Below are 25,643 nucleotides of genomic sequence, written 5' to 3'. Positions count from 1 at the left end.
CAGGCTGCTCCACCCCGCGTCCGTGGATGCGCACTATACTCCGCTCGCGTTTTCATGCAACCTTTTTTTTACTCTGATCACGGATTTGGCATGATTTTGAACAAAAACAAAGCATTGAAGTCTATTTTTTGTACAAAATTTGCATCAGGGAATACTACGGATTTCATTAAAGGCGACGGTTTGTTATCTTCATTAACGCCTTATTTTTTAACCTGAAGAAGAGAATAATGAAAGGATGTTGGGTAAAGTACCTTCTTATGGGCGCGGTTGTGACGATACTGGCCGCCTGCTCCTCCAAACCAACCGATCGCGGACAGCAATATAAAGACGGGAAATTTACCCAGCCTTTCTCTCTGGTGAACCAACCAGATGCTGTTGGCGCGCCGATTAACGCCGGTGATTTTGCCGAACAAATTAACCATATCCGCAACGCGTCGCCGCGTCTGTATGGCAACCAGAGTAGCGTTTATAACGCCGTGCAGGAGTGGCTGCGTGCAGGCGGTGATACCCGCAATATGCGCCAGTTCGGCATTGACGCCTGGCAGATGGAAGGTACGGATAATTACGGTAACGTACAGTTTACGGGCTATTACACGCCGGTGATTCAGGCGCGCCATACTCGTCAGGGCGAGTTCCAGTATCCTATTTATCGAATGCCGCCAAAACGTGGGCGTTTGCCGTCTCGCGCGGAGATCTACGCGGGAGCATTGAGCGATAAATACATCCTCGCTTACAGCAACTCTCTGATGGATAACTTCATTATGGATGTGCAGGGTAGTGGGTATATCGATTTTGGTGATGGCAGTCCGCTTAACTTCTTCAGCTATGCCGGAAAGAATGGTCATGCCTATCGCAGTATTGGCAAGGTGTTGATCGATCGTGGCGAAGTGAAAAAAGAAGATATGTCGATGCAGGCGATTCGTCACTGGGGTGAAACACACAGTGAAGCCGAAGTTCGCGAGCTGCTGGAACAGAACCCGTCTTTCGTCTTCTTTAAACCGCAGTCTTTTGCACCGGTGAAAGGGGCAAGTGCGGTGCCGCTGGTTGGTCGCGCTTCAGTTGCCTCCGATCGTTCCATTATCCCGCCAGGTACAACCTTGCTGGCAGAAGTGCCGCTGCTGGATAATAACGGCAAATTTAACGGTCAGTACGAACTGCGTTTGATGGTGGCGTTAGATGTCGGTGGTGCAATCAAAGGCCAACACTTCGATATCTACCAGGGGATTGGACCTGAAGCCGGACACCGCGCAGGTTGGTACAACCACTATGGACGTGTCTGGGTGCTGAAAACCGCCCCGGGCGCAGGTAACGTCTTTAGTGGTTGATGTGTTATTCTTTATGCCGTTTTTACGGATAAGGCAGGGTGAGGAATAACCTCACCTCCTGATTGTTGACTAAGTGCGCGTTGTTCATGCCGGATGCGGCGTGAACGCCTTATCCGGCCTACAAATCATGCAAATTCAATATATTGCAGGAGTTATGTGGGCCTGATAAGCGTAGCGCATCAGGCATTTATGCGTTTAGGGTGAGGGATAACCTCGCCCTTTTTAATTCTGAGGTGCTATGTCTGTTGTAATTAGTGATGCATGGCGTCAGCGTTTTGGTGGCACAGCGCGTCTGTATGGTGAAAAAGCGTTGCAACTGTTCGCTGATGCGCATATTTGTGTGGTGGGTATCGGTGGTGTCGGTTCCTGGGCGGCGGAAGCGCTGGCGCGCACGGGGATTGGCGCAATCACGCTTATTGATATGGATGATGTGTGCGTCACCAATACCAATCGGCAAATTCATGCCCTGCGCGATAACGTCGGGCTGGCAAAAGCGGAAGTGATGGCGGAGCGCATTCGCCAGATTAACCCTGAGTGCCGTGTAACAGTAGTAGATGACTTCGTGACGCCGGATAACGTAGCGCAATACATGAGTGCAGGTTATTCGTATGTAATTGATGCCATTGATAGCGTGCGACCCAAAGCGGCGCTGATTGCTTATTGTCGGCGCAATAAAATCCCGCTGGTCACGACCGGTGGCGCTGGTGGGCAGATTGATCCGACGCAGATTCAGGCTACCGATCTGGCGAAGACGATTCAGGATCCGCTGGCGGCGAAGCTGCGCGAGCGCCTGAAAAGCGATTTCGGCGTGGTGAAAAACAGTAAAGGTAAGCTCGGCGTGGATTGCGTGTTCTCTACCGAAGCACTGGTGTATCCGCAGTCAGACGGCACGGTCTGTGCAATGAAAGCCACGGCGGAAGGGCCAAAGCGGATGGATTGCGCATCTGGATTTGGCGCCGCGACGATGGTAACCGCCACCTTTGGGTTTGTTGCGGTTTCTCATGCGCTGAAGAAGATGATGGCGAAAGCGGCGCGCCAGGGGTAAACATTAGGTCGGATGCGACGTCTGGTGTGTCTTATCCGACCAGGATCTGTGTAACATCAAGCTTGCTTTGCCGCAGCGAGAATTGCCTCGCTTAACGCATTCAATCCCTGACTGCGAGAGGCGCTAAGTTGCGCACGCAATCCCAGCTCATCAAACAATGCCAGCGGCGACAGTGCTTGTAACTCGGCGGCGGTTTTGCCCTCAACGGCAGTCAGCAATACGGCCAGCAGACCGCGCACAATGCGCCCTTCGCTATCACCAAAGAAATGCATCCTGCCGTTTTCTGCGACGTTATATCCAAGCCAGACGCGGTTTTCACATCCGGCAATTTCTTTGGCCTGTGCTTTTAATTCGTCTGGCAACGCAGGCAGCTGTTTCCCCAACATAATCAGCTGGCGATATTTGTCTTCCCATTGCGTCAATGGCGCGAAAGTATCGCGTAACGTCTCTACGGTAACGGTTGTGCCGAACGGATGTCCGGCGAGTTGCGGGTTCGTCATTAATCCACCAATAATTCCAGCGCGCGGTCAACGGCATTCACCAGCGCATCCACATCACTCTTTGTATTATATGGCGCAAAAGAGGCGCGCAGGGTGCCGGTTACGCCTAATTCTGCCAACAGCGGTTGAGCACAGTGCTGCCCGGCGCGCAGGGCAATACCATATTCCGCCAGTAGCGTCACCATATCGCTGTGATGAACACCCGCGAAATCAAAGGCCAGCAGGCTGGAGTCCTGACAGCGGAATGAACGAAAGCCTGGACGTTTTGCCAGAGCGTCTTCTGCAAGCGTCGCCAGGCTACGGCTCCAGCTTTCTGCCTGGTAGATATCGTAATCGGCCAGCCATTCCAGCGCCGCGCTTAATCCTATGACACCAGCGACATTTGGCGTTCCGGCTTCCAGTTTCCACGGCGCGGATTGAGTAGTGAAGCCGTCAAAACTCACTTCGTGAATCATTTTGCCGCCGCCCAGCCAGGGCGACATCGCTTCCAGCAGTTCTGGTTTGCCGTAAAGCACGCCGATACCCGTCGGGCCATACAGTTTGTGACCAGAGAAAGCATAGAAATCGATATCCAGTTGCTGAACATCGGCAGGGAAATGCACTGCGCCCTGAGCACCATCAACCATCACCACCATCCCGGCTGAATGAGCAAAGGTAATCGCTCGCGCCAGATCCGGGCAACCGCCAGTGACGTTCGACATCTGGCCCAACGCCAGAATTTGACTACGGGGAGTAATTAACTCCGGCAATAAATCGACATCCGGCAACCGTTGCGCATTAAGCGGCAGTTTCACCACTTTGGCTCCGGTTTGTTGGGCAACCATTAGCCAGGGAACGAGGTTAGCGTGATGCTCTGCCACGCTGACAATAATCTCATCGCCCGGTTGCAGACGCGGACGGGCATAGCATTGTGCCACCATGTTGATGGATTCGGTGGTGCCGCGCGTCCAGACGATAGTTTTATCATCCGGTGCATTTAGCAATTGCGCTACTTTTTCCCGTGCAGCTTCATAACGTGCGGTCAGGCGTTGGGCTTCGGCAAACTGGCTGCGATGGACGTTTCCGGCGCTCAGGCTATAGAACTGCTGGGTTGCTTCAACTACAGCTTCGGGTTTGAGTGCGGTCGCTGCACTATCGAGATAAACGCCCGCATCCTGTAGCGCGGGAAACTGGGCGCGAAATTGCGCGGGATTAAAAACGTTCATGAGACTCCTCGGCTTGATTCGCCGATCGTGACGCAAAATTCACTTTGAAACAAGGTGAGTGCTAACCATCGGAATCGTCTGGATATCCTGTCGAAGCCGCGTCAGTAACATATGCTGAATAGTGTTAGGCGTTAATTTTAGCCTGTTAATCAATATTATTAAGATTTAGTAATCGCTTTAAGGAGAAGAAGATGAAAAAGACTGCCGCCATTATCTCTGCCTGTATGCTGACTTTTGCCCTTAGCGCCTGTTCCGGTTCGAACTATGTGATGCACACCAACGACGGACGTACCATTGTATCTGATGGTAAACCGATGACGGATGATGAAACCGGTATGATTTCTTATAAAGACGCTAATGGCAACAAACAGCAGATCAACCGTACCGACGTGAAAGAGATGGTCGAACTGGATCAGTAATTCGCGATCGCAAGGTAAAAAAAAGCACCGCAATTAGGCGGTGCTACATTAATCACTATGGACAGACAGGGTAAATGTACAGGAAGTGAAAAAAGGTAGCTTTGCTACCATGGTCTGAATCGCAGACCAATTGCAAACACAACAACACAACATCACAACCGTAAGCCAAAAGTTCACCAGAACACGCATTCCGATAAAACTTTTCGTTCCGGCTCAGGAAGTGCCGCCACTATAGGTATTTGCTGGTAGAAGCTCAACGGACAATTTATAATGGCTCAGATTAAAAAAACTAATAGGTTACACAGTGTAATCTAATTGTTAAATTCATTTAACATCAAAGTTTAAAAGCCATGTCTAAACGATTACCACCGCTAAATGCCTTACGAGTTTTTGATGCCGCAGCCCGCCATTTAAGCTTCACGCGTGCAGCAGAAGAGCTTTTTGTGACCCAGGCCGCAGTAAGTCATCAAATCAAGTCCCTTGAGGATTTTTTGGGGCTAAAACTGTTCCGCCGCCGTAATCGTTCACTTCTATTGACCGAGGAAGGGCAAAGCTATTTTCTCGATATCAAAGAGATATTTTCGCAATTAACCGAAGCGACGCGTAAACTCCAGGCCCGTAGCGCCAAAGGGGCATTGACGGTTAGCTTACTCCCCAGTTTTGCCATCCACTGGCTGGTACCGCGACTTTCCAGCTTTAATTCAGCTTATCCGGGAATCGACGTTCGAATCCAGGCGGTCGACCGACAGGAAGATAAACTGGCGGATGATGTCGATGTGGCGATATTTTATGGCCGAGGCAACTGGCCGGGGCTGCGGGTGGAAAAGCTTTACGCCGAATACCTGTTGCCAGTGTGTTCGCCTTTACTATTAACCGGTGAGAAATCCTTGAAGACGCCGGAAGATCTGGCTAAACATACGTTATTACACGATGCATCCCGGCGAGACTGGCAGACATATACCCGCCAGTTGGGGCTGACTCATATTAACGTTCAGCAAGGGCCTATCTTCAGCCATAGCGCCATGGTGCTACAAGCCGCCATTCACGGGCAGGGGGTGGCGCTGGCAAATAACGTGATGGCGCAATCTGAAATCGAGGCCGGACGCCTTGTTTGCCCGTTTAATGACGTATTGGTCAGTAAAAATGCTTTTTATCTGGTATGTCATGACAGCCAGGCAGAACTGGGTAAAATAGCCGCCTTTCGCCAATGGATCCTGGCGAAAGCCGCTGCTGAACAAGAAAAATTCCGCTTTCGTTATGAACAATAATTTATGTAGGGTACGACCATGACCAGCCGTTTTATGCTGATTTTCGCCGCCATTAGCGGCTTCATTTTTGTCGCTCTGGGTGCTTTTGGTGCGCATGTTTTAAGTAAAACCGTGGGCGCCGTTGAAATGGGCTGGATCCAGACCGGCCTCGAATACCAGGCATTTCATACGCTGGCAATTTTAGGTCTGGCGGTGGCAATGCAACGTCGCATCAGTATCTGGTTTTACTGGAGTAGCGTCTTTCTGGCGCTAGGTACGGTGCTGTTCAGCGGCAGCCTTTATTGCCTGGCGCTGTCTCATCTGCGTTTGTGGGCGTTTGTCACTCCGGTCGGCGGTGTGAGTTTTCTCGCGGGCTGGGCGTTAATGTTAGTTGGTGCTATCCGTTTAAAGCGCAAGGGCGTAAGTCATGAATAAAGTTGTATTGTTGTGCCGTCCGGGCTTTGAAAAAGAGTGCGCCGCAGAAATTACCGATAAAGCCGGGCAGCGGGAAATATTCGGTTTTGCCCGTGTAAAAGAGAATGCGGGTTATGTGATTTATGAATGTTATCAAGCGGAAGATGGCGATAAGTTAATCCGTGAACTGCCATTTAGTTCATTAATTTTTGCCCGCCAGTGGTTTGTGGTGGGAGAACTGCTCCAGCATTTGCCGCAGGAAGACCGCATCACGCCAATAGTTGGCATGTTGCAGGGTGTGGTAGAGAAGGGCGGCGAACTTCGCGTTGAAGTCGCGGACACCAACGAAAGTAAAGAGTTACTGAAATTCTGCCGCAAATTTACTGTACCGTTACGGGCTGCCTTGCGTGATGCGGGCGTCCTGGCGAGCTATGAAACGCCGAAGCGTCCGGTTGTGCATGTGTTCTTTATCGCGCCAGGCTGCTGTTATACCGGCTACTCCTACAGCAATAATAACTCGCCGTTCTATATGGGCATTCCGCGCCTGAAGTTTCCGGCAGATGCACCAAGTCGTTCCACGCTCAAGCTGGAAGAGGCATTTCATGTGTTTATTCCTGCGGATGAATGGGATGAACGCCTGGCGAACGGGATGTGGGCGGTGGATTTGGGCGCTTGCCCGGGCGGCTGGACCTACCAACTGGTGAAGCGCAACATGTGGGTTTACTCCGTTGATAACGGCCCGATGGCGCAAAGTCTGATGGATACCGGACAAGTAACGTGGCTGCGGGAAGATGGTTTTAAATTCCGCCCGACACGTAGCAATATCTCGTGGATGGTGTGTGACATGGTGGAAAAACCGGCGAAGGTCGCGGCTTTGATGGCGCAGTGGCTGGTTAATGGCTGGTGTCGTGAAACTATCTTCAACCTTAAATTGCCGATGAAAAAACGCTACGAAGAAGTATCACACAATCTGGCGTACATTCAGGCACAGCTTGATGAACATGGCATTAACGCCCAGATTCAGGCGCGTCAGTTGTATCACGATCGCGAAGAAGTGACGGTGCATGTCCGTCGCATCTGGGCTGCGGTAGGTGGTCGTCGCGACGAGCGCTAATCGCTGACTCCGTGTGCCGGAAGCTATAACTGTCTGCTCCCGGCATTGGTTTATCAGCGTTTAAGTCTTAGCTGCTGTAAATTGCCGTCGATATGCAAATCAGTCTGTAAGCGGGCGATATCACGGCACAGGAACGCCATCTCTTTATGGGCTTCTAATTTCTTGCGCCACTTTTCGGCAACCACTTCCAGATTCTCATAGATCCCTTCCAGACTCTGAAACTCGACCAGCAACTGCGTGGCGCTTTTGGGCCCAATTCCCGCAACGCCTGGCACCTTTGAACTACTGATCCCCGCCAGCCCCCAGTAATCGGGCAATTGCTGCGGTTGAACGCCAAATTCTTTATCGATAAACGGTGCATCCAGCCAGCGTTTCTGGAAGTAATCGCGAATACGTAATGTAGGTGAAAGTAGCTGACAGTAGCCTTTATCTGTCGAAACGATGGTTGCCTGATGCCCCGCCTGGGTCACTTTGACCGCCAGCGTGGCGGCTAAGTCATCGGCTTCGTTGCCGCTGGCTGACCAGCACGGGACACCGCGTTGCTCAAAGGCTGCACGTAACGCGGGCATCTCGTTGTGCAACTCTTCCGGCATTGGCGGGCGACCCGCTTTATAATCAGGCAGGCGCTGATGACGCCAGCCGCTACTGCGGTTTTCATCATCAAAAACGGCGACGGCGTGGGTCGGCTGGCTGTGCATAATAAGTTGATCAAGGGCGTGCTGACAGGTTTCCACGCAGGGTGAACCCTGCACGGCATGAATGCGACGAATAAGATTCAGTGCATCGACAATAAGCAAATGAACAGCCACGATAACCCCCTTAAAGATCAGGCGATAAGGGTAACATTCGATGCCGGAACAGGCTATGGCTGGATGAGAAAACAGGAAGAGGGCTCGCAAAACGAGATCTGATATTGATGACAACGCCAAATTGCCTGATGCGCTGCGCTTATCATGCCTACAAAAGAATCGCAATCTATTGAATTTGCGCTGTTTTATAGGTCTGATAAGGTGTTTGCGCCGCATCCGACATAAACAACAGGTACATTCTCAACAATGTGAGGCCTCGCAAAACGAGGCCTCTGGAGAGCGATTAATCGCAGGCAACGATCTTCATTGCCAGGCCGCCGCGAGAGGTTTCGCGGTACTTGGCGTTCATGTCTTTACCTGTTTCGTACATGGTTTCGATAACTTTATCGAGGCAGACGCGCGGTTCGCTGGTACGGCGCAGTGCCATACGCGCGGCGTTCACCGCTTTCACTGCCGCAATGGCGTTACGCTCAATGCACGGTACCTGAACCTGTCCAGCAACCGGGTCACACGTCAGGCCGAGGTTATGCTCCATAGCGATTTCCGCCGCGATGCACACCTGCGCCGGGCTTGCGCCTAACAGTTCTGCCAGACCCGCCGCCGCCATTGAGCACGCCACGCCAACTTCACCCTGGCAACCCACTTCGGCACCAGAAATCGACGCGTTCATCTTATAAAGAGAACCAATGGCGCTGGCTACCAGCAGGTAACGAGCCAGTGAGTTAGCGTTCACTTCGCGGATAAACTTGTCGTAGTACGCCAGCACTGCCGGGATAATCCCGCACGCACCGTTAGTCGGCGCAGTCACCACACGACCGCCCGCAGCGTTCTCTTCGTTCACTGCCAGTGCGAACATGTTGATCCAGTCAACAACCGCCATCGGGTCAGTGGTGGTTTTATCCTGGCTGACCAGCATCCGGCGCAGTGCCGCGGCACGGCGAGGAACGCGCAATTTGCCTGGCAACACGCCTTCGGTGGAAATACCGCGTTCAATACCGCCACGCATCACTTCCCAGACGTTCGCCAGGTGCTGTTCCAGCTCTTCTTTGCTGTGCAGCGCCAGCTCGTTTTTCATCATCAGACCAGAGAGTGACAGCCCGGTTTCCTGGCAATGTTTTTGCAGGTCGGCTGCTGAACTGTAAGGATACGGAACTTCAACCGGTGCGCTATCCTGCTGGCCAAAATGCTCTTCATCAACGATAAAGCCACCGCCGATGGAGTAATACGTCTGGCTGTAAACAACTTTATCGCCCGCCAGCGCGGTAATGCGCATGCCGTTCTCATGCAGAGAAAGGTTATCGGCATGGAAGTTCATGCATTCATCAACCGGAAACTCGACTTCGTGCTGACCGTTTGCCAGCATCAGGCGACCGTGAGTATTCACATCCTGAATAAAACCAGGGATGGAATCGATATCCACGGTATCCGGCAGATTCCCTGCCAGGCCCATAATAATGGCGATATCAGTGTGGTGCCCTTTGCCGGTCAGAGAGAGCGAACCATAGACGTCAACCACCACGCGGGTCACGTCTTTAAGCAGGTTACGGGCAATCAGATCGTCGGTAAATTGTTTACCCGCTTTCATTGGTCCAACGGTATGAGAACTGGAAGGGCCAATGCCGATTTTGAAAATATCGAATACGCTAATCATAGGAAATACATCGCGTTAAAACGGAGGAAGCGCCGCCCGAAAGCGGCGCGAAAGGACTTAGCTGAACAGAGAGTAGAAGATTGCGGAGATTGCAATCAGACCCATCACGACAACGAATACGTTGCTGATGTGACCGCTGTATTTACGCATTGCCGGTACTTTCTGAATGGCGTACATCGGCATCAGGAACAGGATCATCGCGATGATTGGGCCGCCCAGGGTTTCAATCATACCCAGGATGCTCGGGTTCAGGGTGGCAACAATCCAGGTCGTTACCAGCATGAACAGCGCAGTGATACGGTTCAGCTTGTTGATTTCGATAGACTTACCTTTACCACGCAGTGATTTGATCACCATACCGTTGAAGCCTTCACGTGCGCCCAGGTAGTGGCCCAGGAAGGATTTGGTGATAGCGATAATCGCGATAATCGGAGCCATCCACGCGATGATCGGCGCGTTAAAGTGGTTAGCCAGGTAAGACAGAATCGAGATGTTCTGCTCTTTAGCCGCAGCCAGGTCTGCCGGAGTCAGGCTCAGTACGCAGCTGAATACGAAGAACATTACGGTCAGCACCATCATGATGTGAGCGAATGCCAGGATCTTCGAGCATTTCTGTTCTGCCATATCGCCGTACTCTTCACGCTTCGCAACGGCGAAAGAAGAGATGATCGGAGAGTGGTTGAACGAGAACACCATTACCGGAATTGCCAGCCACAGGGTCATCCACAGACCGTTTCCGGTTGCCGATGCAGTGTCCAGAGACAGAGTTTCCAGTGCTGCGCCGTTCCACTGCGGGATCAGGTACAGAGCCAGCAGCATCAGTACGCCAACAAACGGGAATACCAGAATACTCATCGCCTTAACGATCATTTGCTCACCGAAGCGAACGATGGTCATCATACCCACGATCAGGATCAGTGACAGAATCGCACGCGGCGGCGGCGTCATACCCAGCTGGTGAGACATGAAGCTTTCAACCGTGTTGGTGATTGCCACGCTGTAAACCAGCAGAATCGGGTAGATAGCGAAGAAGTAGAGCAGGGTAATCAGTTTACCTGCGCCAATACCAAAGTGTTCTTCTACTACCTCGGTGATGTCTTCGCCTGGGTTTTTACCAGACAGCACGAAGCGAGTCAGGCCACGATGCGCAAAGTACGTCATCGGGAACGCAAGGATAGCCATGATGATCAGCGGGATCATACCGCCAACACCGGCGTTGATTGGCAGGAACAGCACGCCCGCGCCGATCGCCGTGCCGTAAAGGCCCAGCATCCACATGGTATCTGTCTTGCGCCAGGCACTGCGAGAGTCTTTCGACGCAATCGTGCTGGTTTGAGTCGTTTCCATCTATTTCTCCTGGAGGAATGCAAATAATTCAGCTTTTAGCCAGTTCAGCCCGGGAAGGTGCCTGGCCGTAAAAATGAAATCTGTCTATCGGCGATGGCTTAATCATTTTCCGCCGTAATAATTTGAGGGCGGAAAGATACACACAAGTTATGTATCTATCAGTGATCTTGATCTCAAATACAATAATCTACTTGGAAGATAGATAATCCCAATGCTTTACTCTGTAAATCAAAAGTAAAAGAGAATTTAAGGGCAATATTTGGCAGATTAACGACATCTGGCCTCTTCCGGGGCGCGCAATATATGTAGGTTGAACTGCAAAAATCAATACTTTTAGTTAATGATTACAAGATTTTCTTTTTTGCGGAGATAAAATGCGGTCTTCAAATTAAGGGAAACGTTTGCGTTGCAACATAAATTGTATGACATATTACAGGTGGTGATATTAATGACATGATGACGCGCTTAAACATTCATATAACAAATGAAATAGATTGATTAGTGAGCGACCAAAAAAGAGAAAAACCCGGCAACAAACGTTACCGGGGAAGGGAGGATTAGGTGCAGATTTCGTAGCAAGGGATGTAGGCAGAGCCTGGTAACTTCATACGATGTTGGGCAACAAACCCCTGAAGCAGGTCGTCCATACGGCGCATGATCTCTTTATCACCGTTGATTTTGTATGGCCCAAACTCTTCAATGGCGCGAATGCCGACTTCTTTTACGTTACCGGCTACAATGCCAGAAAATGCACGACGCAGGTCGGCAGCCAGCACTTCAACGGGCTGATCCGGGTAAAGCTTCAGATTAGCCATATTCTCGTGAGACGGCTCAAACGGCATTTGCAAATCTGGCGTAATACGCATTGACCAGTTAAAGCTGTAGGCATCGCCCGTATCGCGACGGTTTTCTTTCACCTGCGCCATCGCTTTTTTCATCTGACGGGCTACTTCTGCAGCGTCATCAATGATGATGCGATAATGGCGGCGCGCGTTTTCTCCCAACGTATGCACGACAAACTCGTCCAGTACGCGGAAGTAATCAGCACTCTCTTTCGGGCCGGTGAGGATCAATGGCAAGACCTGATCTTTGTTGGCCGGATTCATTAAAATTCCCAGCAAATACAGTAGCTCTTCCGCTGTACCCACACCGCCAGGGAAGATAATGATGCCGTGGGCGATACGGACAAACGCTTCCAGACGTTTTTCGATATCCGGCATGATGATCAGTTCGTTAACCAGCGGGTTAGGCGGTTCAGCGGCGATAATTGATGGTTCAGTCATACCAATAAAACGGCTGTCTTTGTAACGCTGTTGGGCGTGTCCAACCGCTGCGCCTTTCATCGGCGCTTCCATCGCGCCTGGACCACAGCCAGTGCAAATATTTAACTCACGCAGCCCCAACTGATTACCAACGCGACGGGCATACAAATACTCGTTTTCGTTGATGGAGTGACCGCCCCAGCACACCACCATATTGGGCGCTTCGCCCACGTGCAGCGCGCGAGCATTGCGCAAGATAGAAAAGACCAGGTTGGTAATATGAACAGAGTTGTCGAGATTCAGATTTGGAAAACGAACGGTGTTATGGATTTGCCCATAGACGAAGAGAATGTCGCGCAGAACGGCAAACAAGTTGGCCTGCAAGGAGCGAATGATACGCCCATCGACAAAAGCTTCTTCCGGGGGATTGATCAGTTCTAACTTAACGCCGCGTTCACGGCGTAGCACGTTAATGTCGAAATTTTCAAAACGGGACAGCAATTCTTTGCTGTTATCGGTGAGGCTACCGGAGTTCAGAACAGCGAGTGAACAGTTGCGAAATAATTGATAGAGGTCGCTGCTGGCGGTGCGTTTAAGCATGTCCACTTCCAACTGCGACAACATATCCATGGAGCCAAGAGGGCTAATATGTGTAATCAAGAAAAACTCCTTATGGGACGATTATCGTCATTCCCTTTGATTACAATAGCCCTGCCTGATGACCTTTCACAACCTTATGCGTGAATCCAGCCCGCAAAATTGAGAAAAATTTTATTGCCGTGCCAGACGGGTTGTCGATGGGACAAAATCACAGTTACTGCGCCATGGGTTAATGTCCAGACCGCCACGACGGGTATAACGTGCGTAAACGCTTAATTTCTCTGGCTGGCAGAAGCGTAACAGATCATTAAAAATGCGTTCTACGCACTGTTCATGGAACTCGTTATGATGACGGAAAGAAACCAGATAACGCAGCAGTTTTTCCCTGTCAATCTTGCGTCCACGATACTGAATCTGGATAGATCCCCAGTCTGGTTGATGAGTAATCAGGCAGTTTGATTTCAGCAGGTGGCTAACGAGTGTTTCTTCCACCACTTTCTCGCCGCTGGTGGCATTCTCAAGATAGTCAGTGGTGAATTCATAGTTATCGATAGCGATATCCTGGTCATCAATGCAGGTGCCATTGAAATGCCCCACCGGCTGACCTTCCAGTTCATCAAGACGATATAACGCCACGCTAACGTTACCCTGGGCGCAAGTGCTTAAGTCGCGCTCCAGCGTCTGGCGCACTTCATCCCAATTGTTAAAGCGTGTCTGGTTAAAGCTGTTGAGATAGAGCTTAAAACTCTTCGACTCAATGAGATTTACGCTGGTGTAATCAAGTTCAACATGACCCACGGCAACCTGCGGCAAACCTTTCGCATTCAGCCAGGAAAGTTCATATAGCGTCCAGATATCCGTACCGTGAAAAGGCAGATTATCTGCTTTCAGGCCCAGCGGATCGCGATTCAAACTACGTGGAACGCCTTGTAGCAGGCTGGCGTCATAGGTATCCCGGTAATCGGTTGATTTTCCAAGAGTCAGGCCCGCAAGTGCCTGATGGTTTGCATAAGAAGACATGTTTCACCGTCATAAACCAGATAAACTAAACGACAAGTGTATCTGGTTTAAGTGAAGAGAGAAATTAGTGGACGAATTGACCGCACAAGCCTTGAGAGATTTTACCACGCGTTACTGTGATGCATGGCACGAACAGCACAATAGTTGGCCGTTAAGCGAGGAGCTGTATGGCGTTCCTTCACCGTGCATTATTTCAACCACTAATGATGCTGTGTTCTGGCAACCGCAGCCGTTTAGCGGTGAGCAAAATGTAAACGCGGTTGAGCGTGCGTTTGATATTGTGATACAACCCGCAATTCATACCTTCTATACGACCCAGTTTGCCGGGGATATGCATGCGCAGTTTGGCGATATCAAACTGACATTACTGCAAACCTGGAGCGAAGATGACTTCCGCCGGGTGCAGGAAAACCTGATTGGACATCTGGTTACCCAGAAACGTCTGAAACTGCCCCCCTCGTTATTTATCGCCACACTGGAAGAAGAGTTGGAAGTGATTTCGGTGTGTAATCTCTCTGGCGAAGTATGCAAAGAGACGCTGGGGACGCGGAATCGTATGCATTTAGCCTCAAATCTTGCGGAATTCCTTATGCAGCTTAAGCCTCTTCTGTAATCCAAATACCCCGTCTAGTTGTGAGAGATCTCTTACAGACCCTGTAGGAGATCGCCAGGAAGTAAGTGAATACTTAAAAAGATAAGAATCGATATTTCTATTTTAAATCAATGCATTGAAGAAATATTCTTAACTTTCATATGAAATTTTCCTTAAGGCATTGTCTGTAAGCGCCTTGTAAGACTCAGCGAAAAAGACGATTCTATCTTCGTCGACAGGGAGTCAGACAACGAAGTGAACATCAGGATGATGACACTTCTAAAGGACACGCCAGGATGGTGCTTCAGGGAAAGGCTTCTGGATGAAGCGAAGAGGAAAACGCTGGATGCGTTAAAGGACACCTCCAGGACGGAGAATGAGAACCGGTCAGGATGATTCGGTGGGTCAGGATGGCCAGGGACACTTCAGGATGAAGTATCACATCGGGGTGGTGTGAGCAGGAAGCATTAGTTCAGGATGAACGATTGGTCGCAAGACCACAGGAAAAGTTGTCAAGGATGAGCAGGGAGCAACAAAAGTAGCTGGAATGCTGCGAAACGAACCGGGAGCACTGTGAATACAGTGCTCCCTTTTTTTATTCCTGCTATCCTTCGCGGCAGTTTTTTCTTCTTGAGGTTGTTTTATGACCACTCATGACCGCGTTCGTCTTCAGTTGCAGGCGCTTGAAACATTACTGCGTGAACATCAGCACTGGCGGAGCGATGAACCGCAGCCGCATCAATTCAACAGTACCCAACCTTTCTTTATGGATACGATGGAGCCACTGGAATGGTTGCAATGGGTACTGATCCCGCGAATGCACGATCTCTTAGATAATAATCAGCCATTGCCAGGGGCTTTCGCCGTGGCGCCGTATTATGAAATGGCGCTGGCGACGGACCACCCCCAGCGCGCGCTTATTCTGGCGGAGCTGGAAAAACTGGATGCGCTTTTTGCGGATGATACAAACTGATGCTGGAAATACTCTACCAGGATGAATGGCTGGTTGCGGTTAACAAACCGTCTGGCTGGCTGGTTCACCGCAGCTGGCTGGATCGTGACGAAAAAGTGGTGGTCATGCAAACCGTACGTGACCAGATTGGTCAGCACGTGTTTACCGCGCATCGGCTGGACCGACCGACTTCCGGCGTATTGCTGATGGGATTATCCAGCGAGGCCGGACGGCTGTTAGCGCAACAGTTTGAACAGCACCAAATCCAGAAATGTTACCATGCGATTGTGCGTGGCTGGCTGATGGAAGAAGCGGTGCTGGATTATCCGCTGGTGGAAGAACTGGATAAAATCGCCGATAAGTATGCCCGCGAAGATAAAGACCCGCAGCCAGCAGTGACGCATTATCGCGGTCTGGCGACGGTTGAAATGCCAGTTGCGACCGGGCGTTACCCGACGACACGCTACGGTCTGGTGGAACTGGAGCCGAAAACCGGACGCAAACATCAGCTTCGTCGCCATCTTGCCCATTTGCGCCATCCGATTATTGGCGACAGCAAACATGGCGATTTGCGCCAGAATCGCAGCGCGGCTGAACATTTTGGCCTCCAGCGGTTAATGTTGCACGCCAGTAAGTTGTCACTGACGCATCCTTTTACTGGCGAGCCGCTGACTATCCACGCCGGTCTGGACGACACCTGGATGCGGGCATTATCACAATTTGGCTGGCGCGGTCTGCTTCCTGAAAATGAAAGGGTTGAGTTCAGCGCGCCATCGGGTCAGGATGATGAGTTAAGTTCCTAATCCAGGGAGAAAACGGTATGGCGGAAATTGGTATTTTTGTAGGCACCATGTACGGGAATTCACTGCTAGTGGCCGAAGAAGCGGAAGCGATTCTGACCGCGCAGGGCCACAAAGCAACGGTGTTTGAAGACCCAGAATTAAGCGACTGGTTACCCTATCAGGACAAGTATGTTCTGGTAGTTACGTCCACCACCGGGCAGGGCGACCTTCCTGACAGCATTGTGCCACTCTTTCTGGGCATAAAGGATAACCTCGGTTTCCAGCCGAACCTGCGTTACGGCGTGATTGCGCTCGGCGACAGTAGTTATGTGAATTTCTGCAACGGTGGCAAACAGTTTGATGCTTTGTTACAGGAACAGAGCGCGCAGCGGGTAGGGGAAATGCTGCTGATCGATGCCAGTGAAACCCCGGAACCAGAAACGGAATCCAATCCGTGGGTTGAGCAGTGGGGGACGCTGTTGCCCTGATTTGTTCAGCGATCGGCAAAATACCGTTTTAGCGGTGCTGAATCGAGTCTTTTCAGGCAAATGCCTGTAAAAACTGCTTCTTAGCGCGGATTTTTACTGGCGTTTGCCTGGAGTCAAGCGATCCATTTCATACTCTTCTTTATTTCTCCGATTTAACCCTTCCTTTCTTGTTCTTGTTTTCATTTCCGTGAAGTGGATTCCACCGTCCAGGGCTAATGCCAAAATCGAGCCTCATTGAACGCATTAATGTTGTGTTGTTGCACGGTGAGCCGCTATGGCGCGCTTTTTATACTGCTATTGCCAGATATAAAACACGCGCCGCATTCGGCGAACGACCTATAAAAACGGCAAAAACACCCTACGTCACCTCTGATTTCCTGGCGATGTCGCAGTCCAGAGTGAGCGTGGCTAACGCGAATTTTCAGGAGTGCAACAATGAGTTCTTTAAGTCAGGCTGCGAGCAGTGTGGAAAAACGCACGAATGCTCGTTACTGGATAGTGGTGATGCTGTTTATCGTCACATCTTTCAACTACGGCGATCGCGCTACGCTCTCGATCGCCGGTTCGGAAATGGCCAAAGATATCGGTCTTGATCCAGTGGGTATGGGCTATGTGTTCTCTGCTTTCTCATGGGCTTATGTTATTGGGCAGATCCCTGGCGGCTGGTTGCTGGATCGCTTTGGTTCAAAACGCGTCTACTTCTGGTCAATCTTTATCTGGTCGATGTTTACCTTGCTGCAAGGTTTCGTCGATATCTTTAGTGGATTCGGCATTATCGTTGCCTTGTTTACTCTCCGCTTCCTGGTAGGGCTTGCCGAAGCACCTTCTTTTCCCGGCAACAGCCGAATCGTGGCAGCCTGGTTCCCGGCGCAGGAAAGGGGAACGGCGGTGTCGATTTTTAACTCCGCCCAATACTTCGCAACGGTGATCTTCGCGCCGATTATGGGCTGGCTGACTCATGAAGTGGGTTGGTCACACGTCTTCTTCTTTATGGGCGGTCTGGGCATTGTCATCAGTTTTTTCTGGCTGAAAGTCATCCACGAGCCAAATCAACATCCGGGCGTAAATCAGAAAGAGCTGGAGTACATCGCCGCTGGCGGCGCGCTGATCAATATGGATCAGCAAAACACCAAAGTTAAAGTGCCGTTCAGCGTGAAGTGGGGGCAGATCAAACAGCTGCTCGGTTCGCGGATGATGATCGGTGTTTATATCGGTCAGTATTGTATCAACGCCCTGACTTACTTCTTTATTACCTGGTTCCCGGTTTATCTGGTGCAGGCGCGCGGGATGTCGATTCTGAAAGCGGGCTTTGTGGCTTCCGTTCCTGCTGTTTGCGGTTTTATCGGCGGCGTGCTGGGGGGGATTATTTCCGACTGGCTGATGCGTCGCACGGGCTCGCTGAACATTGCGCGTAAAACACCGATCGTGATGGGCATGTTGCTGTCGATGGTGATGGTGTTCTGTAACTACGTCGATGTTGAGTGGATGATCATCGGTTTCATGGCGTTGGCCTTCTTCGGTAAAGGCATCGGGGCGCTGGGTTGGGCGGTAATGGCAGATACTGCGCCAAAAGAGATCAGCGGTCTTTCCGGCGGCCTGTTCAATATGTTCGGTAACATTTCCGGTATCGTCACGCCAATCGCAATTGGTTATATCGTTGGCACGACTGGCTCCTTTAATGGGGCGCTGATTTATGTCGGGGTTCATGCCTTAATTGCGGTGCTGAGCTACCTGGTGCTGGTGGGCGATATTAAACGTATTGAGCTGAAACCTGTCGCGGGGCAATAAGATGACGACACAATCCAGTCCAGTCATTACTGATATGAAAGTCATTCCGGTCGCCGGACATGACAGCATGTTGCTCAATATTGGTGGTGCACATAACGCATATTTCACCCGCAACATTGTGGTACTCACCGATAATGCCGGACATACCGGCATTGGTGAAGCACCGGGCGGAGAGGTGATTTATCAAACGCTTGTCGATGCTATTCCGATGGTTCTGGGCCAGGAAGTCGCGCGACTGAATAAAGTGGTCCAGCAGGTGCATAAAGGTAATCAGGCCGCCGATTTTGATACCTTCGGCAAAGGTGCCTGGACCTTTGAATTGCGCGTTAACGCCGTGGCGGCGCTGGAAGCCGCTTTGCTTGACCTGTTAGGTAAGGCGCTGAATGTTCCGGTCTGTGAACTGCTTGGCCCAGGTAAGCAACGCGATGCTATTACCGTCCTCGGTTATCTGTTTTATATCGGTGATCGGACTAAAACCGATCTTGCTTATCTGGAAAGTACACCAGGTAACCATGAGTGGTATCAGTTGCGTCACCAGAAAGCGATGAACAGCGAAGCCGTTGTGCGTCTGGCGGAGGCTTCACAGGATCGCTATGGCTTTAAAGATTTCAAACTCAAAGGTGGCGTATTACCTGGCGAGCAAGAAATCGACACCGTTCGTGCATTGAAGAAACGCTTCCCTGATGCGCGGATTACCGTTGATCCCAACGGTGCCTGGCTGCTTGATGAAGCCATTTCTTTGTGTAAAGGCCTGAATGATGTGCTGACCTATGCGGAAGACCCGTGCGGCGCTGAGCAGGGGTTCTCCGGTCGTGAAGTGATGGCGGAGTTTCGGCGGGCGACCGGCTTGCCCGTCGCGACCAACATGATCGCCACCAACTGGCGTGAAATGGGTCATGCGGTGATGCTCAATGCGGTAGATATTCCACTTGCCGATCCGCACTTCTGGACTCTCTCTGGCGCGGTGCGTGTCGCGCAACTGTGTGATGAATGGGGACTAACCTGGGGCTGTCATTCCAACAACCACTTCGATATCTCTCTGGCGATGTTTACCCATGTGGGCGCGGCGGCACCGGGTAATCCCACCGCTATCGATACCCACTGGATTTGGCAGGAGGGCGATTGTCGCCTGACCAAAAATCCGCTGGAGATTAAAAACGGAAAAATTGCCGTTCCTGATGCGCCCGGCCTGGGCGTGGAACTGGACTGGGAACAGGTACAAAAGGCGCACGAAGCCTATAAACGTCTGCCTGGCGGCGCGCGTAACGACGCGGGTCCGATGCAGTACCTGCTCCCCGGCTGGACCTTTGACCGTAAACGTCCCGTTTTCGGCCGTCATTGATTTTGAATAAGGACATAAATATGAATTCTCAATTTACGACGCCTGTTGTTACTGAAATGCAGGTCATCCCGGTGGCGGGTCATGACAGTATGCTGATGAATCTGAGTGGCGCACACGCACCGTTCTTCACGCGTAATATTGTGATCATCAAAGATAATTCTGGTCACACCGGCGTAGGGGAAATTCCCGGCGGCGAGAACATCCGTAAAACGCTGGAAGATGCGATTCCGCTGGTGGTAGGTAAAACGCTGGGTGAATACAAAAACGTTCTGACGCTGGTGCGTAATACATTTGCCGATCGTGATTCTGGCGGGCGTGGTTTACAGACTTTTGATCTGCGTACCACTATCCATGTAGTTACCGGGATAGAAGCGGCAATGCTGGATCTGCTTGGGCAACACCTTGGAGTTAACGTGGCATCCTTGCTGGGCGATGGTCAACAGCGTAGCGAAGTCGAAATGCTGGGTTATCTGTTCTTTGTCGGCAATCGCAAAGCCACACCGTTACCGTATCAAAGCCAGCCGGATGACAAATGCGACTGGTATCGTCTTCGTCACGAAGAAGCGATGACGCCGGATGCGGTGGTGCGCCTGGCGGAAGCGGCGTATGAAAAATATGGCTTCAACGATTTCAAACTGAAGGGCGGTGTACTGGCCGGGGAAGATGAAGCCGAATCTATTGTGGCACTGGCGCAACGCTTCCCGCAGGCACGTATTACGCTCGATCCTAACGGTGCCTGGTCGCTGAACGAAGCGATTAAAATTGGTAAATACCTGAAAGGTTCGCTGGCTTATGCAGAAGATCCGTGTGGTGCGGAGCAAGGTTTCTCCGGGCGTGAGGTGATGGCAGAGTTCCGTCGCGCGACTGGTCTGCCGACTGCAACCAATATGATCGCCACCGACTGGCGGCAGATGGGCCATACGCTCTCCCTGCAATCTGTTGATATCCCGCTGGCGGACCCGCATTTCTGGACGATGCAGGGTTCGGTACGTGTGGCGCAAATGTGCCATGAATTTGGCCTGACCTGGGGTTCACACTCTAACAACCACTTCGATATTTCCCTGGCGATGTTTACCCATGTTGCCGCAGCTGCACCGGGTAAAATCACCGCGATTGATACGCACTGGATCTGGCAGGAAGGTAATCAGCGCCTGACTAAAGAGCCTTTTGAGATCAAAGGCGGTTTGGTACAAGTGCCGGAAAAACCGGGTCTGGGTGTAGAAATCGATATGGATCAGGTGATGAAAGCCCACGAGCTGTATCAGAAATACGGGCTTGGCGCGCGTGATGATGCGATGGGGATGCAGTACCTGATTCCTGGCTGGACGTTCGATAACAAGCGTCCGTGCATGGTGCGTTAAGACAGAAAACAAAAACCGGCTCTGTCAGGAGTCGGTTTGAGACTGATGCCAAACACAAAATTGCCTGATGCGCTACGCTTATCAGGCCCACATGCTTTTTTAATTCATTGAATTTGAATGGTTTCGTAGGCCGGTAAGGCGTTTTCGCCGCATCCGGCATAAACACAGGCACCTTGTCACCAGTCTGAAACCGGTTTCATAAGAAGCCGATTTTTACTCGATAAAATATTTATTACCCAAGAATTTTACTGGCTTCGCGTGCCACATTATCCATCTCGTCCAACAATTCCAGTAGCTCCGGCTCCAAATCTTCTTCTTTAGTACCGCTTCGTAGCTGTTGTTCGATAAGTTGACAGAGATTCTTCATACGCGGCACACCGCTATAGCCGCAACTGCCATGCAGTTTATGAATCAAATCAACCAGGCCTTCCGGGTTTTCCCCAACCAGTTGTTCCTCAACTTTGTTGCGAACTTCTGGCAGGAAATCGAGCAACATTTGCAGCATATCGCGCGCCAGATCGGTTTTGCCAGCGGCCTGGCGTAGCGCCAGTTGCCAGTCCAGAGTCGCATTCTGGTTCACCACAATTTCGTTCACTTCTGGCGTCACAACGCGGGAAGAAATGCCGCTGCCGGGTTTGTAGCGCAGCAGCAAATTATGCAATCGCTCTTCTTCTATCGGTTTCGCCAGATAATCGCTCATCCCCGCGCCAAGTAATTTCTCTTTTTGCCCAGCCATCGCATGTGCAGTCACCGCGATGACTGGCGTTTGTTGCTGGTGCGGAAGCTGGTGGATAAGTTCGCATGCACGAATGCCGTCCATGTCCGGCATTTGAATATCCATTAAGATTAAATCGAACGGCATCTGTTTTGCTCGTTCAACCGCCTGATGTCCGCTATCGCACAACTCCACATGCTGAACCATGTCTTCCAGCAATGCGCCGATAAGTTTCAAGTTTGCTGGGTTATCATCAACAGCCATAACCGTCATTACCAGCTTACTTTCGTCGGTGACAGGCAACAGCGTATTTTGTGTTTGATGACAAAACTCGGTCAGTACAGGCAACAGACGTGTAGGCGTCAGGGGTTTCAGCAGACACGCGCCGATACCATCTTGCTTGAGCTTTTCGGCATTGACCTGTGCATGGCACGGAAGGGCGAGCATCAGAAAATCGGTCATCGACACTGCTTTCGCTAACCGCTCATGTTGCATCGTTAGCGGTTCGCGGAAAGTCACCGCAATCCCTAACAACATCATGTCGTAATGCGCGGGAGGGAGTGCCGAGAAGCTTGGGCTGTAGACCACCTCAAGCGGTGTTTCGCTTAAAATATCCAGCGTGCACTGCGCGGCTGCCGAGTTCGGTTCGACATAAGCCAGGCGTTTGCCTGTGAGGCACTGGGTGGATGGTCCTTCAATAATAATATTCGGGTTCAGATCGAGATTAATATGGAACCAGAAGGTTGAGCCACGATTCGGCTGGCTATGGAACGAGATATCTCCGCCCATCTCATTAACCAGTTTTTGCGTAATTACCAGCCCCAGCCCGGTGCCGCCATGACGGCGTGAAATACTGGCATCTGCCTGCCTGAAGGCCTGGAACAGGCGCGATTGATCGCGTTCAGGAATACCAATACCGGTATCGCGGATCTGCACTTCAATCTGAACTTTGGTATTACTCAGCGCTCGTTTTTCCACCAGAATATCGATGTTGCCATTCTCGGTGAATTTAATCGCATTCCCTACCAGGTTAGTGATGATTTGCTGTAAACGCAGCGGATCGCCTATCACGTTATCTGGCACGTCGCTCTTAATATTGAGCGTCAATTCCAGCCCTTTATCGTGAGAAGAATGCGCCAGAAGAGTAACCACTTCATCCAGCGTGCTGCGCAGCGGGAACGGAATACTTTCCAGAATCAGCTTGCCCGCTTCCAGTTTCGAGAAGTCGAGAACATCATTAATAATTGCCAGCAAATTATTTGCCGAGCGTTCAATCGTGTTCAGGTGATCGCGCTGCGTTGGCGTTAATTCTGTTTTCAGCGTCAGGCGGGTAAAGCCAATAACTCCATTCAGCGGTGTACGCAGCTCATGTGACATGTTCGCCAGAAACTCGGACTTAATACGCGCCGCTTCCTGGGCGCGCTTTTTCGCCAGGTCCAACTCAACGTTCTGAATTTCCATCTGCTCCAGCGTTTCACGCAGATCTGATGTCGCCTGGTCGATATTGTGCTGCATCTCTTCGTGATAAGCCGCCAGAGACATTGCCATCGAGTTAATGCCGTTTTTCAGCATATCCAACTCGCCGAGCATAAATCCTTCCACCCGGCTGTCGAGTTGTCCTCGGCGGATGCGGTCGACAGTATTCACCATGTTGCGAATCGGGCCGGTTACATCGCGCATGAGTCGCCAGCCAAAAATAAGCGCAATACCAATACAGAACAGCATCATCACGCTGGAAATAAAAATCTCTTTATATTGCTGTAAGCGCACCGATTTAAGGTCCAGCTCAAGGGCAATATACCCCAGCATATTCTGACTATTTTTGGCATCGCTAATGGGCGATTCGTCGGGAGAATAACTCTCGGAGATAATCGGCGTACGCAAAATCATAATATCGCCATCACGTGTGACAGTGAGCTGGCGCGGAAATGGCACGTTACTACCGAGCTGCATTGCTGAAGGGTCGAGATGAAAATTGGAGGTGACAAAGAGTCGGTTATTTTCATCGTAAACTGAAATGGCGCGAACAATATCAGAATGGCGACGATGCAAAACGCTTATCAACTGACCGATAGATTCGCGATTTTGCAGGCTCATGCCATATTCAGTAGAAACTGCAAGCGGCTCAATAATGCTGGCACCGGCATCTTCCAGTTGACGCTGCAAGTCGTTATAGCGATGCACGACGAAAAAGATACTGAGCAATAAACCAATAAGGACGGTCGGCGCCAGGATCAGAATCATCATGCGTGCGCGCAGGCTGTAGTTGGTCATGGAGTTCCGTTATGGGACAATTAAGGTCACACTGTTAAATTGAGAAAGTCTCGCCAATGGCGCAATTCTACTCTGCAAAACGACGCGTGACGACGCGTCAGATCATAACCGTTTCAGTCAACGACCTCGACTCTTTTGGTCAGGGCGTGGCACGACATAACGGAAAAGCGTTATTTATCCCCGGGCTATTGCCGCAGGAAGACGCGGAAGTTACTGTTACTGAAGATAAAAAACAGTATTCCCGCGCTAAAGTCGTGCGCAGGCTAAGCGACAGCCCGGAACGCGAAACGCCACGCTGCCCTCATTTTGGCGTATGCGGCGGCTGTCAGCAACAACACGCCAGCATCGAACTACAGCAGCGAAGCAAAAGTGCGGCGCTCGCCCGGTTAATGAAGCACGACGTCTCTGAAGTGATCGCCGATGTTCCCTGGGGGTACCGTCGCCGCGCGCGCTTAAGCCTGAACTATCAGCCGAAAACACAACAATTACAGATGGGATTTCGCAAAGCGGGTTCCAGTGACATTGTCGATGTTAAGCAATGCCCCATTTTAGCGCCCCAACTTGAAGCATTGCTGCCCAAAGTCAGGGCATGCCTGACCAGCTTACAAGCCATGCGCCATCTTGGTCACGTTGAACTGGTGCAGGCAACCAGCGGCACGCTGATGATTTTACGCCATACCGCACCGCTAAGTTCGGCTGATCGTGAAAAACTGGAACGCTTTTCGCATTCTGAAGGCCTGGATCTGTTTCTCGCTCCCGATAGTGAGATACTCGAAACCGTCTCTGGCGAGATGCCCTGGTATGACTCAAATGGGTTGCGTTTAACTTTTAGCCCGCGTGATTTTATTCAGGTCAACGCGGGTGTGAACCAGAAAATGGTGGCTCGCGCGCTGGAGTGGTTGGATGTGCAGGCTGAAGACAGCGTGCTTGATCTGTTCTGCGGTATGGGCAATTTCACACTGCCATTAGCGACACGAGCGGCTAGCGTGGTAGGGGTAGAAGGTGTTGCGGCGCTGGTGGAGAAAGGTCAGGAAAATGCGCGACTTAATGGTTTACAAAATGTGACGTTTTATCATGAAAATCTTGAAGATGATGTCACAAAGCAACCGTGGGCTAAAAACGGCTTTGACAAAGTGTTGCTGGACCCGGCGCGAGCAGGTGCTGCTGGCGTCATGCAGCAAATTATAAAACTGGAACCCATTCGTATAGTTTATGTATCCTGTAACCCTGCGACGCTGGCTCGGGATAGCGAGGCGTTATTAAAAGCAGGATATACCATTGCGCGACTGGCGATGCTGGATATGTTCCCACACACGGGGCATCTGGAATCGATGGTGCTTTTTTCGCGCGTTAAATAGTTACGATTTGCTGATTTCGGCAGGTCAGGTCCC

General features: G+C 51.0%; 23 protein-coding genes. 15 read left to right on the top strand and 8 right to left on the bottom strand.

Annotation, left to right across the window (positions count from 1 at the left end; genetic code table 11):
* The 3 genes from FEK46_RS23545 to tcdA all read left to right on the top strand — a co-directional run.
* On the top strand, nucleotides 1–216 hold a 216-nt coding region (locus tag FEK46_RS23545), incomplete at its 5' end, for a hypothetical protein (RefSeq protein ID WP_205712902.1).
* 11 nt (nucleotides 217–227) lie between these two features.
* On the top strand, nucleotides 228–1,325 hold the full coding sequence (mltA, locus tag FEK46_RS03280) for a murein transglycosylase A (protein ID WP_135559264.1): 1,098 nt from the start codon (nucleotides 228–230) through the stop codon (nucleotides 1,323–1,325).
* A gap of 238 nt (nucleotides 1,326–1,563) precedes the next feature.
* A complete protein-coding gene (gene tcdA, locus FEK46_RS03275) occupies nucleotides 1,564–2,370 on the top strand; it encodes a tRNA cyclic N6-threonylcarbamoyladenosine(37) synthase TcdA (protein ID WP_135559265.1) in 807 nt (268 codons plus the stop codon).
* Nucleotides 2,371–2,426: 56 nt separating this feature from the next.
* On the opposite strand, the gene csdE is transcribed toward tcdA, so the two are convergent.
* Together csdE and csdA are read right to left on the bottom strand one after the other, a co-directional pair.
* Nucleotides 2,427–2,870 (bottom strand): cysteine desulfurase sulfur acceptor subunit CsdE, encoded by a 444-nt coding sequence (csdE, locus tag FEK46_RS03270; RefSeq protein ID WP_130259362.1) that lies wholly within the window; start codon nucleotides 2,868–2,870, stop codon nucleotides 2,427–2,429.
* Nucleotides 2,870–4,075: a cysteine desulfurase CsdA gene (gene csdA / locus FEK46_RS03265; RefSeq protein ID WP_135559266.1), complete on the bottom strand. Its 1,206-nt coding sequence runs from the start codon at nucleotides 4,073–4,075 to the stop codon at nucleotides 2,870–2,872. The genes csdE and csdA overlap by 1 nt, the downstream gene beginning before the upstream one ends.
* A 191-nt stretch (nucleotides 4,076–4,266) precedes the next feature.
* On the opposite strand from csdA, the gene FEK46_RS03260 reads away from it, so the two are divergent.
* From FEK46_RS03260 to rlmM, 4 genes are all read left to right on the top strand, one after another.
* A complete protein-coding gene (locus tag FEK46_RS03260) occupies nucleotides 4,267–4,494 on the top strand; it encodes a YgdI/YgdR family lipoprotein (RefSeq protein WP_130207708.1) in 228 nt (75 codons plus the stop codon).
* Nucleotides 4,495–4,844: 350 nt separating this feature from the next.
* Complete coding sequence (gcvA, locus tag FEK46_RS03255) at nucleotides 4,845–5,762, top strand: glycine cleavage system transcriptional regulator GcvA (protein WP_130207706.1); 918 nt, start codon at nucleotides 4,845–4,847, stop codon at nucleotides 5,760–5,762.
* An 18-nt stretch (nucleotides 5,763–5,780) separates the two neighbouring features.
* On the top strand, nucleotides 5,781–6,176 hold the full coding sequence (locus tag FEK46_RS03250) for a DUF423 domain-containing protein (protein WP_135495007.1): 396 nt from the start codon (nucleotides 5,781–5,783) through the stop codon (nucleotides 6,174–6,176).
* On the top strand, nucleotides 6,169–7,269 hold the full coding sequence (gene rlmM / locus FEK46_RS03245; RefSeq protein ID WP_130214557.1) for a 23S rRNA (cytidine(2498)-2'-O)-methyltransferase RlmM: 1,101 nt from the start codon (nucleotides 6,169–6,171) through the stop codon (nucleotides 7,267–7,269). Before FEK46_RS03250 ends, rlmM begins: the two co-directional genes overlap by 8 nt.
* Nucleotides 7,270–7,322: 53 nt before the next feature.
* Here rlmM and xni read toward each other — a convergent pair whose 3' ends face one another.
* The 5 genes from xni to queF form a co-directional block, all read right to left on the bottom strand.
* Entirely contained in the window at nucleotides 7,323–8,078 is a 756-nt protein-coding gene (gene xni, locus FEK46_RS03240) for a flap endonuclease Xni (RefSeq protein WP_130207702.1), read from the bottom strand.
* 283 nt (nucleotides 8,079–8,361) lie between these two features.
* Entirely contained in the window at nucleotides 8,362–9,729 is a 1,368-nt protein-coding gene (gene sdaB, locus FEK46_RS03235; protein ID WP_130207700.1) for an L-serine ammonia-lyase II, read from the bottom strand.
* Nucleotides 9,730–9,786: 57 nt separating this feature from the next.
* The gene (gene sdaC, locus FEK46_RS03230; protein ID WP_064528228.1) at nucleotides 9,787–11,076 is read right to left on the bottom strand and encodes an HAAAP family serine/threonine permease SdaC; all 1,290 of its coding nucleotides are present in this window, start codon (nucleotides 11,074–11,076) and stop codon (nucleotides 9,787–9,789) included.
* Between the two features lie 557 nt (nucleotides 11,077–11,633).
* Nucleotides 11,634–12,998 carry a nucleotide 5'-monophosphate nucleosidase PpnN gene (gene ppnN / locus FEK46_RS03225; protein WP_130207698.1) on the bottom strand — a complete coding sequence of 455 codons (1,365 nt, stop codon included), beginning with the start codon at nucleotides 12,996–12,998 and terminating at the stop codon, nucleotides 11,634–11,636.
* Nucleotides 12,999–13,109: 111 nt separating this feature from the next.
* A complete protein-coding gene (queF, locus tag FEK46_RS03220; protein WP_130214551.1) occupies nucleotides 13,110–13,958 on the bottom strand; it encodes an NADPH-dependent 7-cyano-7-deazaguanine reductase QueF in 849 nt (282 codons plus the stop codon).
* A gap of 67 nt (nucleotides 13,959–14,025) precedes the next feature.
* Between queF and syd the strand changes: the two genes are divergently transcribed.
* The 7 genes from syd to gudD all read left to right on the top strand — a co-directional run bounded on the left by syd (nucleotide 14,026) and on the right by gudD (nucleotide 21,263).
* Complete coding sequence (gene syd / locus FEK46_RS03215; protein ID WP_135559267.1) at nucleotides 14,026–14,571, top strand: SecY-interacting protein; 546 nt, start codon at nucleotides 14,026–14,028, stop codon at nucleotides 14,569–14,571.
* Nucleotides 14,572–15,193: 622 nt separating this feature from the next.
* On the top strand, nucleotides 15,194–15,523 hold the full coding sequence (locus FEK46_RS03210) for a YqcC family protein (protein WP_130207692.1): 330 nt from the start codon (nucleotides 15,194–15,196) through the stop codon (nucleotides 15,521–15,523).
* The gene (gene truC / locus FEK46_RS03205) at nucleotides 15,523–16,305 is read left to right on the top strand and encodes a tRNA pseudouridine(65) synthase TruC (protein ID WP_130207690.1); all 783 of its coding nucleotides are present in this window, start codon (nucleotides 15,523–15,525) and stop codon (nucleotides 16,303–16,305) included. The genes FEK46_RS03210 and truC overlap by 1 nt, the downstream gene beginning before the upstream one ends.
* A 17-nt stretch (nucleotides 16,306–16,322) precedes the next feature.
* Complete coding sequence (locus tag FEK46_RS03200; protein ID WP_130207688.1) at nucleotides 16,323–16,772, top strand: flavodoxin; 450 nt, start codon at nucleotides 16,323–16,325, stop codon at nucleotides 16,770–16,772.
* A 435-nt stretch (nucleotides 16,773–17,207) separates the two neighbouring features.
* On the top strand, nucleotides 17,208–18,560 hold the full coding sequence (gudP, locus tag FEK46_RS03195) for a galactarate/glucarate/glycerate transporter GudP (RefSeq protein ID WP_135407692.1): 1,353 nt from the start codon (nucleotides 17,208–17,210) through the stop codon (nucleotides 18,558–18,560).
* A 1-nt stretch (nucleotide 18,561) separates the two neighbouring features.
* Nucleotides 18,562–19,902 carry an enolase C-terminal domain-like protein gene (locus FEK46_RS03190; protein ID WP_135559268.1) on the top strand — a complete coding sequence of 447 codons (1,341 nt, stop codon included), beginning with the start codon at nucleotides 18,562–18,564 and terminating at the stop codon, nucleotides 19,900–19,902.
* A gap of 20 nt (nucleotides 19,903–19,922) precedes the next feature.
* Complete coding sequence (gudD, locus tag FEK46_RS03185) at nucleotides 19,923–21,263, top strand: glucarate dehydratase (protein ID WP_135559269.1); 1,341 nt, start codon at nucleotides 19,923–19,925, stop codon at nucleotides 21,261–21,263.
* Between the two features lie 232 nt (nucleotides 21,264–21,495).
* On the opposite strand, the gene barA is transcribed toward gudD, so the two are convergent.
* Nucleotides 21,496–24,252 carry a two-component sensor histidine kinase BarA gene (barA, locus tag FEK46_RS03180; RefSeq protein ID WP_130207684.1) on the bottom strand — a complete coding sequence of 919 codons (2,757 nt, stop codon included), beginning with the start codon at nucleotides 24,250–24,252 and terminating at the stop codon, nucleotides 21,496–21,498.
* Between the two features lie 56 nt (nucleotides 24,253–24,308).
* Here barA and rlmD point away from each other — a divergent pair, with 56 nt between their 5' ends.
* A complete protein-coding gene (rlmD, locus tag FEK46_RS03175; RefSeq protein ID WP_130259345.1) occupies nucleotides 24,309–25,610 on the top strand; it encodes a 23S rRNA (uracil(1939)-C(5))-methyltransferase RlmD in 1,302 nt (433 codons plus the stop codon).
* Nucleotides 25,611–25,643 lie beyond the last annotated feature (33 nt).

This window comes from Escherichia sp. E4736 (assembly GCF_005781225.1).
Lineage (GTDB): Bacteria > Pseudomonadota > Gammaproteobacteria > Enterobacterales > Enterobacteriaceae > Escherichia.
This window is presented reverse-complemented; position numbering and strand designations above follow the sequence as displayed.

Bases quoted from the DNA above. Each gene is read 5' to 3' on its own strand.
- mltA (WP_135559264.1), top strand. From the start codon at position 228: ATGAAAGGATGTTGGGTAAAGTACCTTCTTATGGGCGCGGTTGTGACG.
- tcdA (WP_135559265.1), top strand. From the start codon at position 1,564: ATGTCTGTTGTAATTAGTGATGCATGGCGTCAGCGTTTTGGTGGCACA.
- csdE (WP_130259362.1), bottom strand. From the start codon at position 2,870: ATGACGAACCCGCAACTCGCCGGACATCCGTTCGGCACAACCGTTACC.
- csdA (WP_135559266.1), bottom strand. From the start codon at position 4,075: ATGAACGTTTTTAATCCCGCGCAATTTCGCGCCCAGTTTCCCGCGCTA.
- FEK46_RS03260 (WP_130207708.1), top strand. From the start codon at position 4,267: ATGAAAAAGACTGCCGCCATTATCTCTGCCTGTATGCTGACTTTTGCC.
- gcvA (WP_130207706.1), top strand. From the start codon at position 4,845: ATGTCTAAACGATTACCACCGCTAAATGCCTTACGAGTTTTTGATGCC.
- FEK46_RS03250 (WP_135495007.1), top strand. From the start codon at position 5,781: ATGACCAGCCGTTTTATGCTGATTTTCGCCGCCATTAGCGGCTTCATT.
- rlmM (WP_130214557.1), top strand. From the start codon at position 6,169: ATGAATAAAGTTGTATTGTTGTGCCGTCCGGGCTTTGAAAAAGAGTGC.
- sdaB (WP_130207700.1), bottom strand. From the start codon at position 9,729: ATGATTAGCGTATTCGATATTTTCAAAATCGGCATTGGCCCTTCCAGT.
- sdaC (WP_064528228.1), bottom strand. From the start codon at position 11,076: ATGGAAACGACTCAAACCAGCACGATTGCGTCGAAAGACTCTCGCAGT.
- queF (WP_130214551.1), bottom strand. From the start codon at position 13,958: ATGTCTTCTTATGCAAACCATCAGGCACTTGCGGGCCTGACTCTTGGA.
- FEK46_RS03210 (WP_130207692.1), top strand. From the start codon at position 15,194: ATGACCACTCATGACCGCGTTCGTCTTCAGTTGCAGGCGCTTGAAACA.
- truC (WP_130207690.1), top strand. From the start codon at position 15,523: ATGCTGGAAATACTCTACCAGGATGAATGGCTGGTTGCGGTTAACAAA.
- FEK46_RS03200 (WP_130207688.1), top strand. From the start codon at position 16,323: ATGGCGGAAATTGGTATTTTTGTAGGCACCATGTACGGGAATTCACTG.
- gudP (WP_135407692.1), top strand. From the start codon at position 17,208: ATGAGTTCTTTAAGTCAGGCTGCGAGCAGTGTGGAAAAACGCACGAAT.
- FEK46_RS03190 (WP_135559268.1), top strand. From the start codon at position 18,562: ATGACGACACAATCCAGTCCAGTCATTACTGATATGAAAGTCATTCCG.
- gudD (WP_135559269.1), top strand. From the start codon at position 19,923: ATGAATTCTCAATTTACGACGCCTGTTGTTACTGAAATGCAGGTCATC.
- barA (WP_130207684.1), bottom strand. From the start codon at position 24,252: ATGACCAACTACAGCCTGCGCGCACGCATGATGATTCTGATCCTGGCG.
- rlmD (WP_130259345.1), top strand. From the start codon at position 24,309: ATGGCGCAATTCTACTCTGCAAAACGACGCGTGACGACGCGTCAGATC.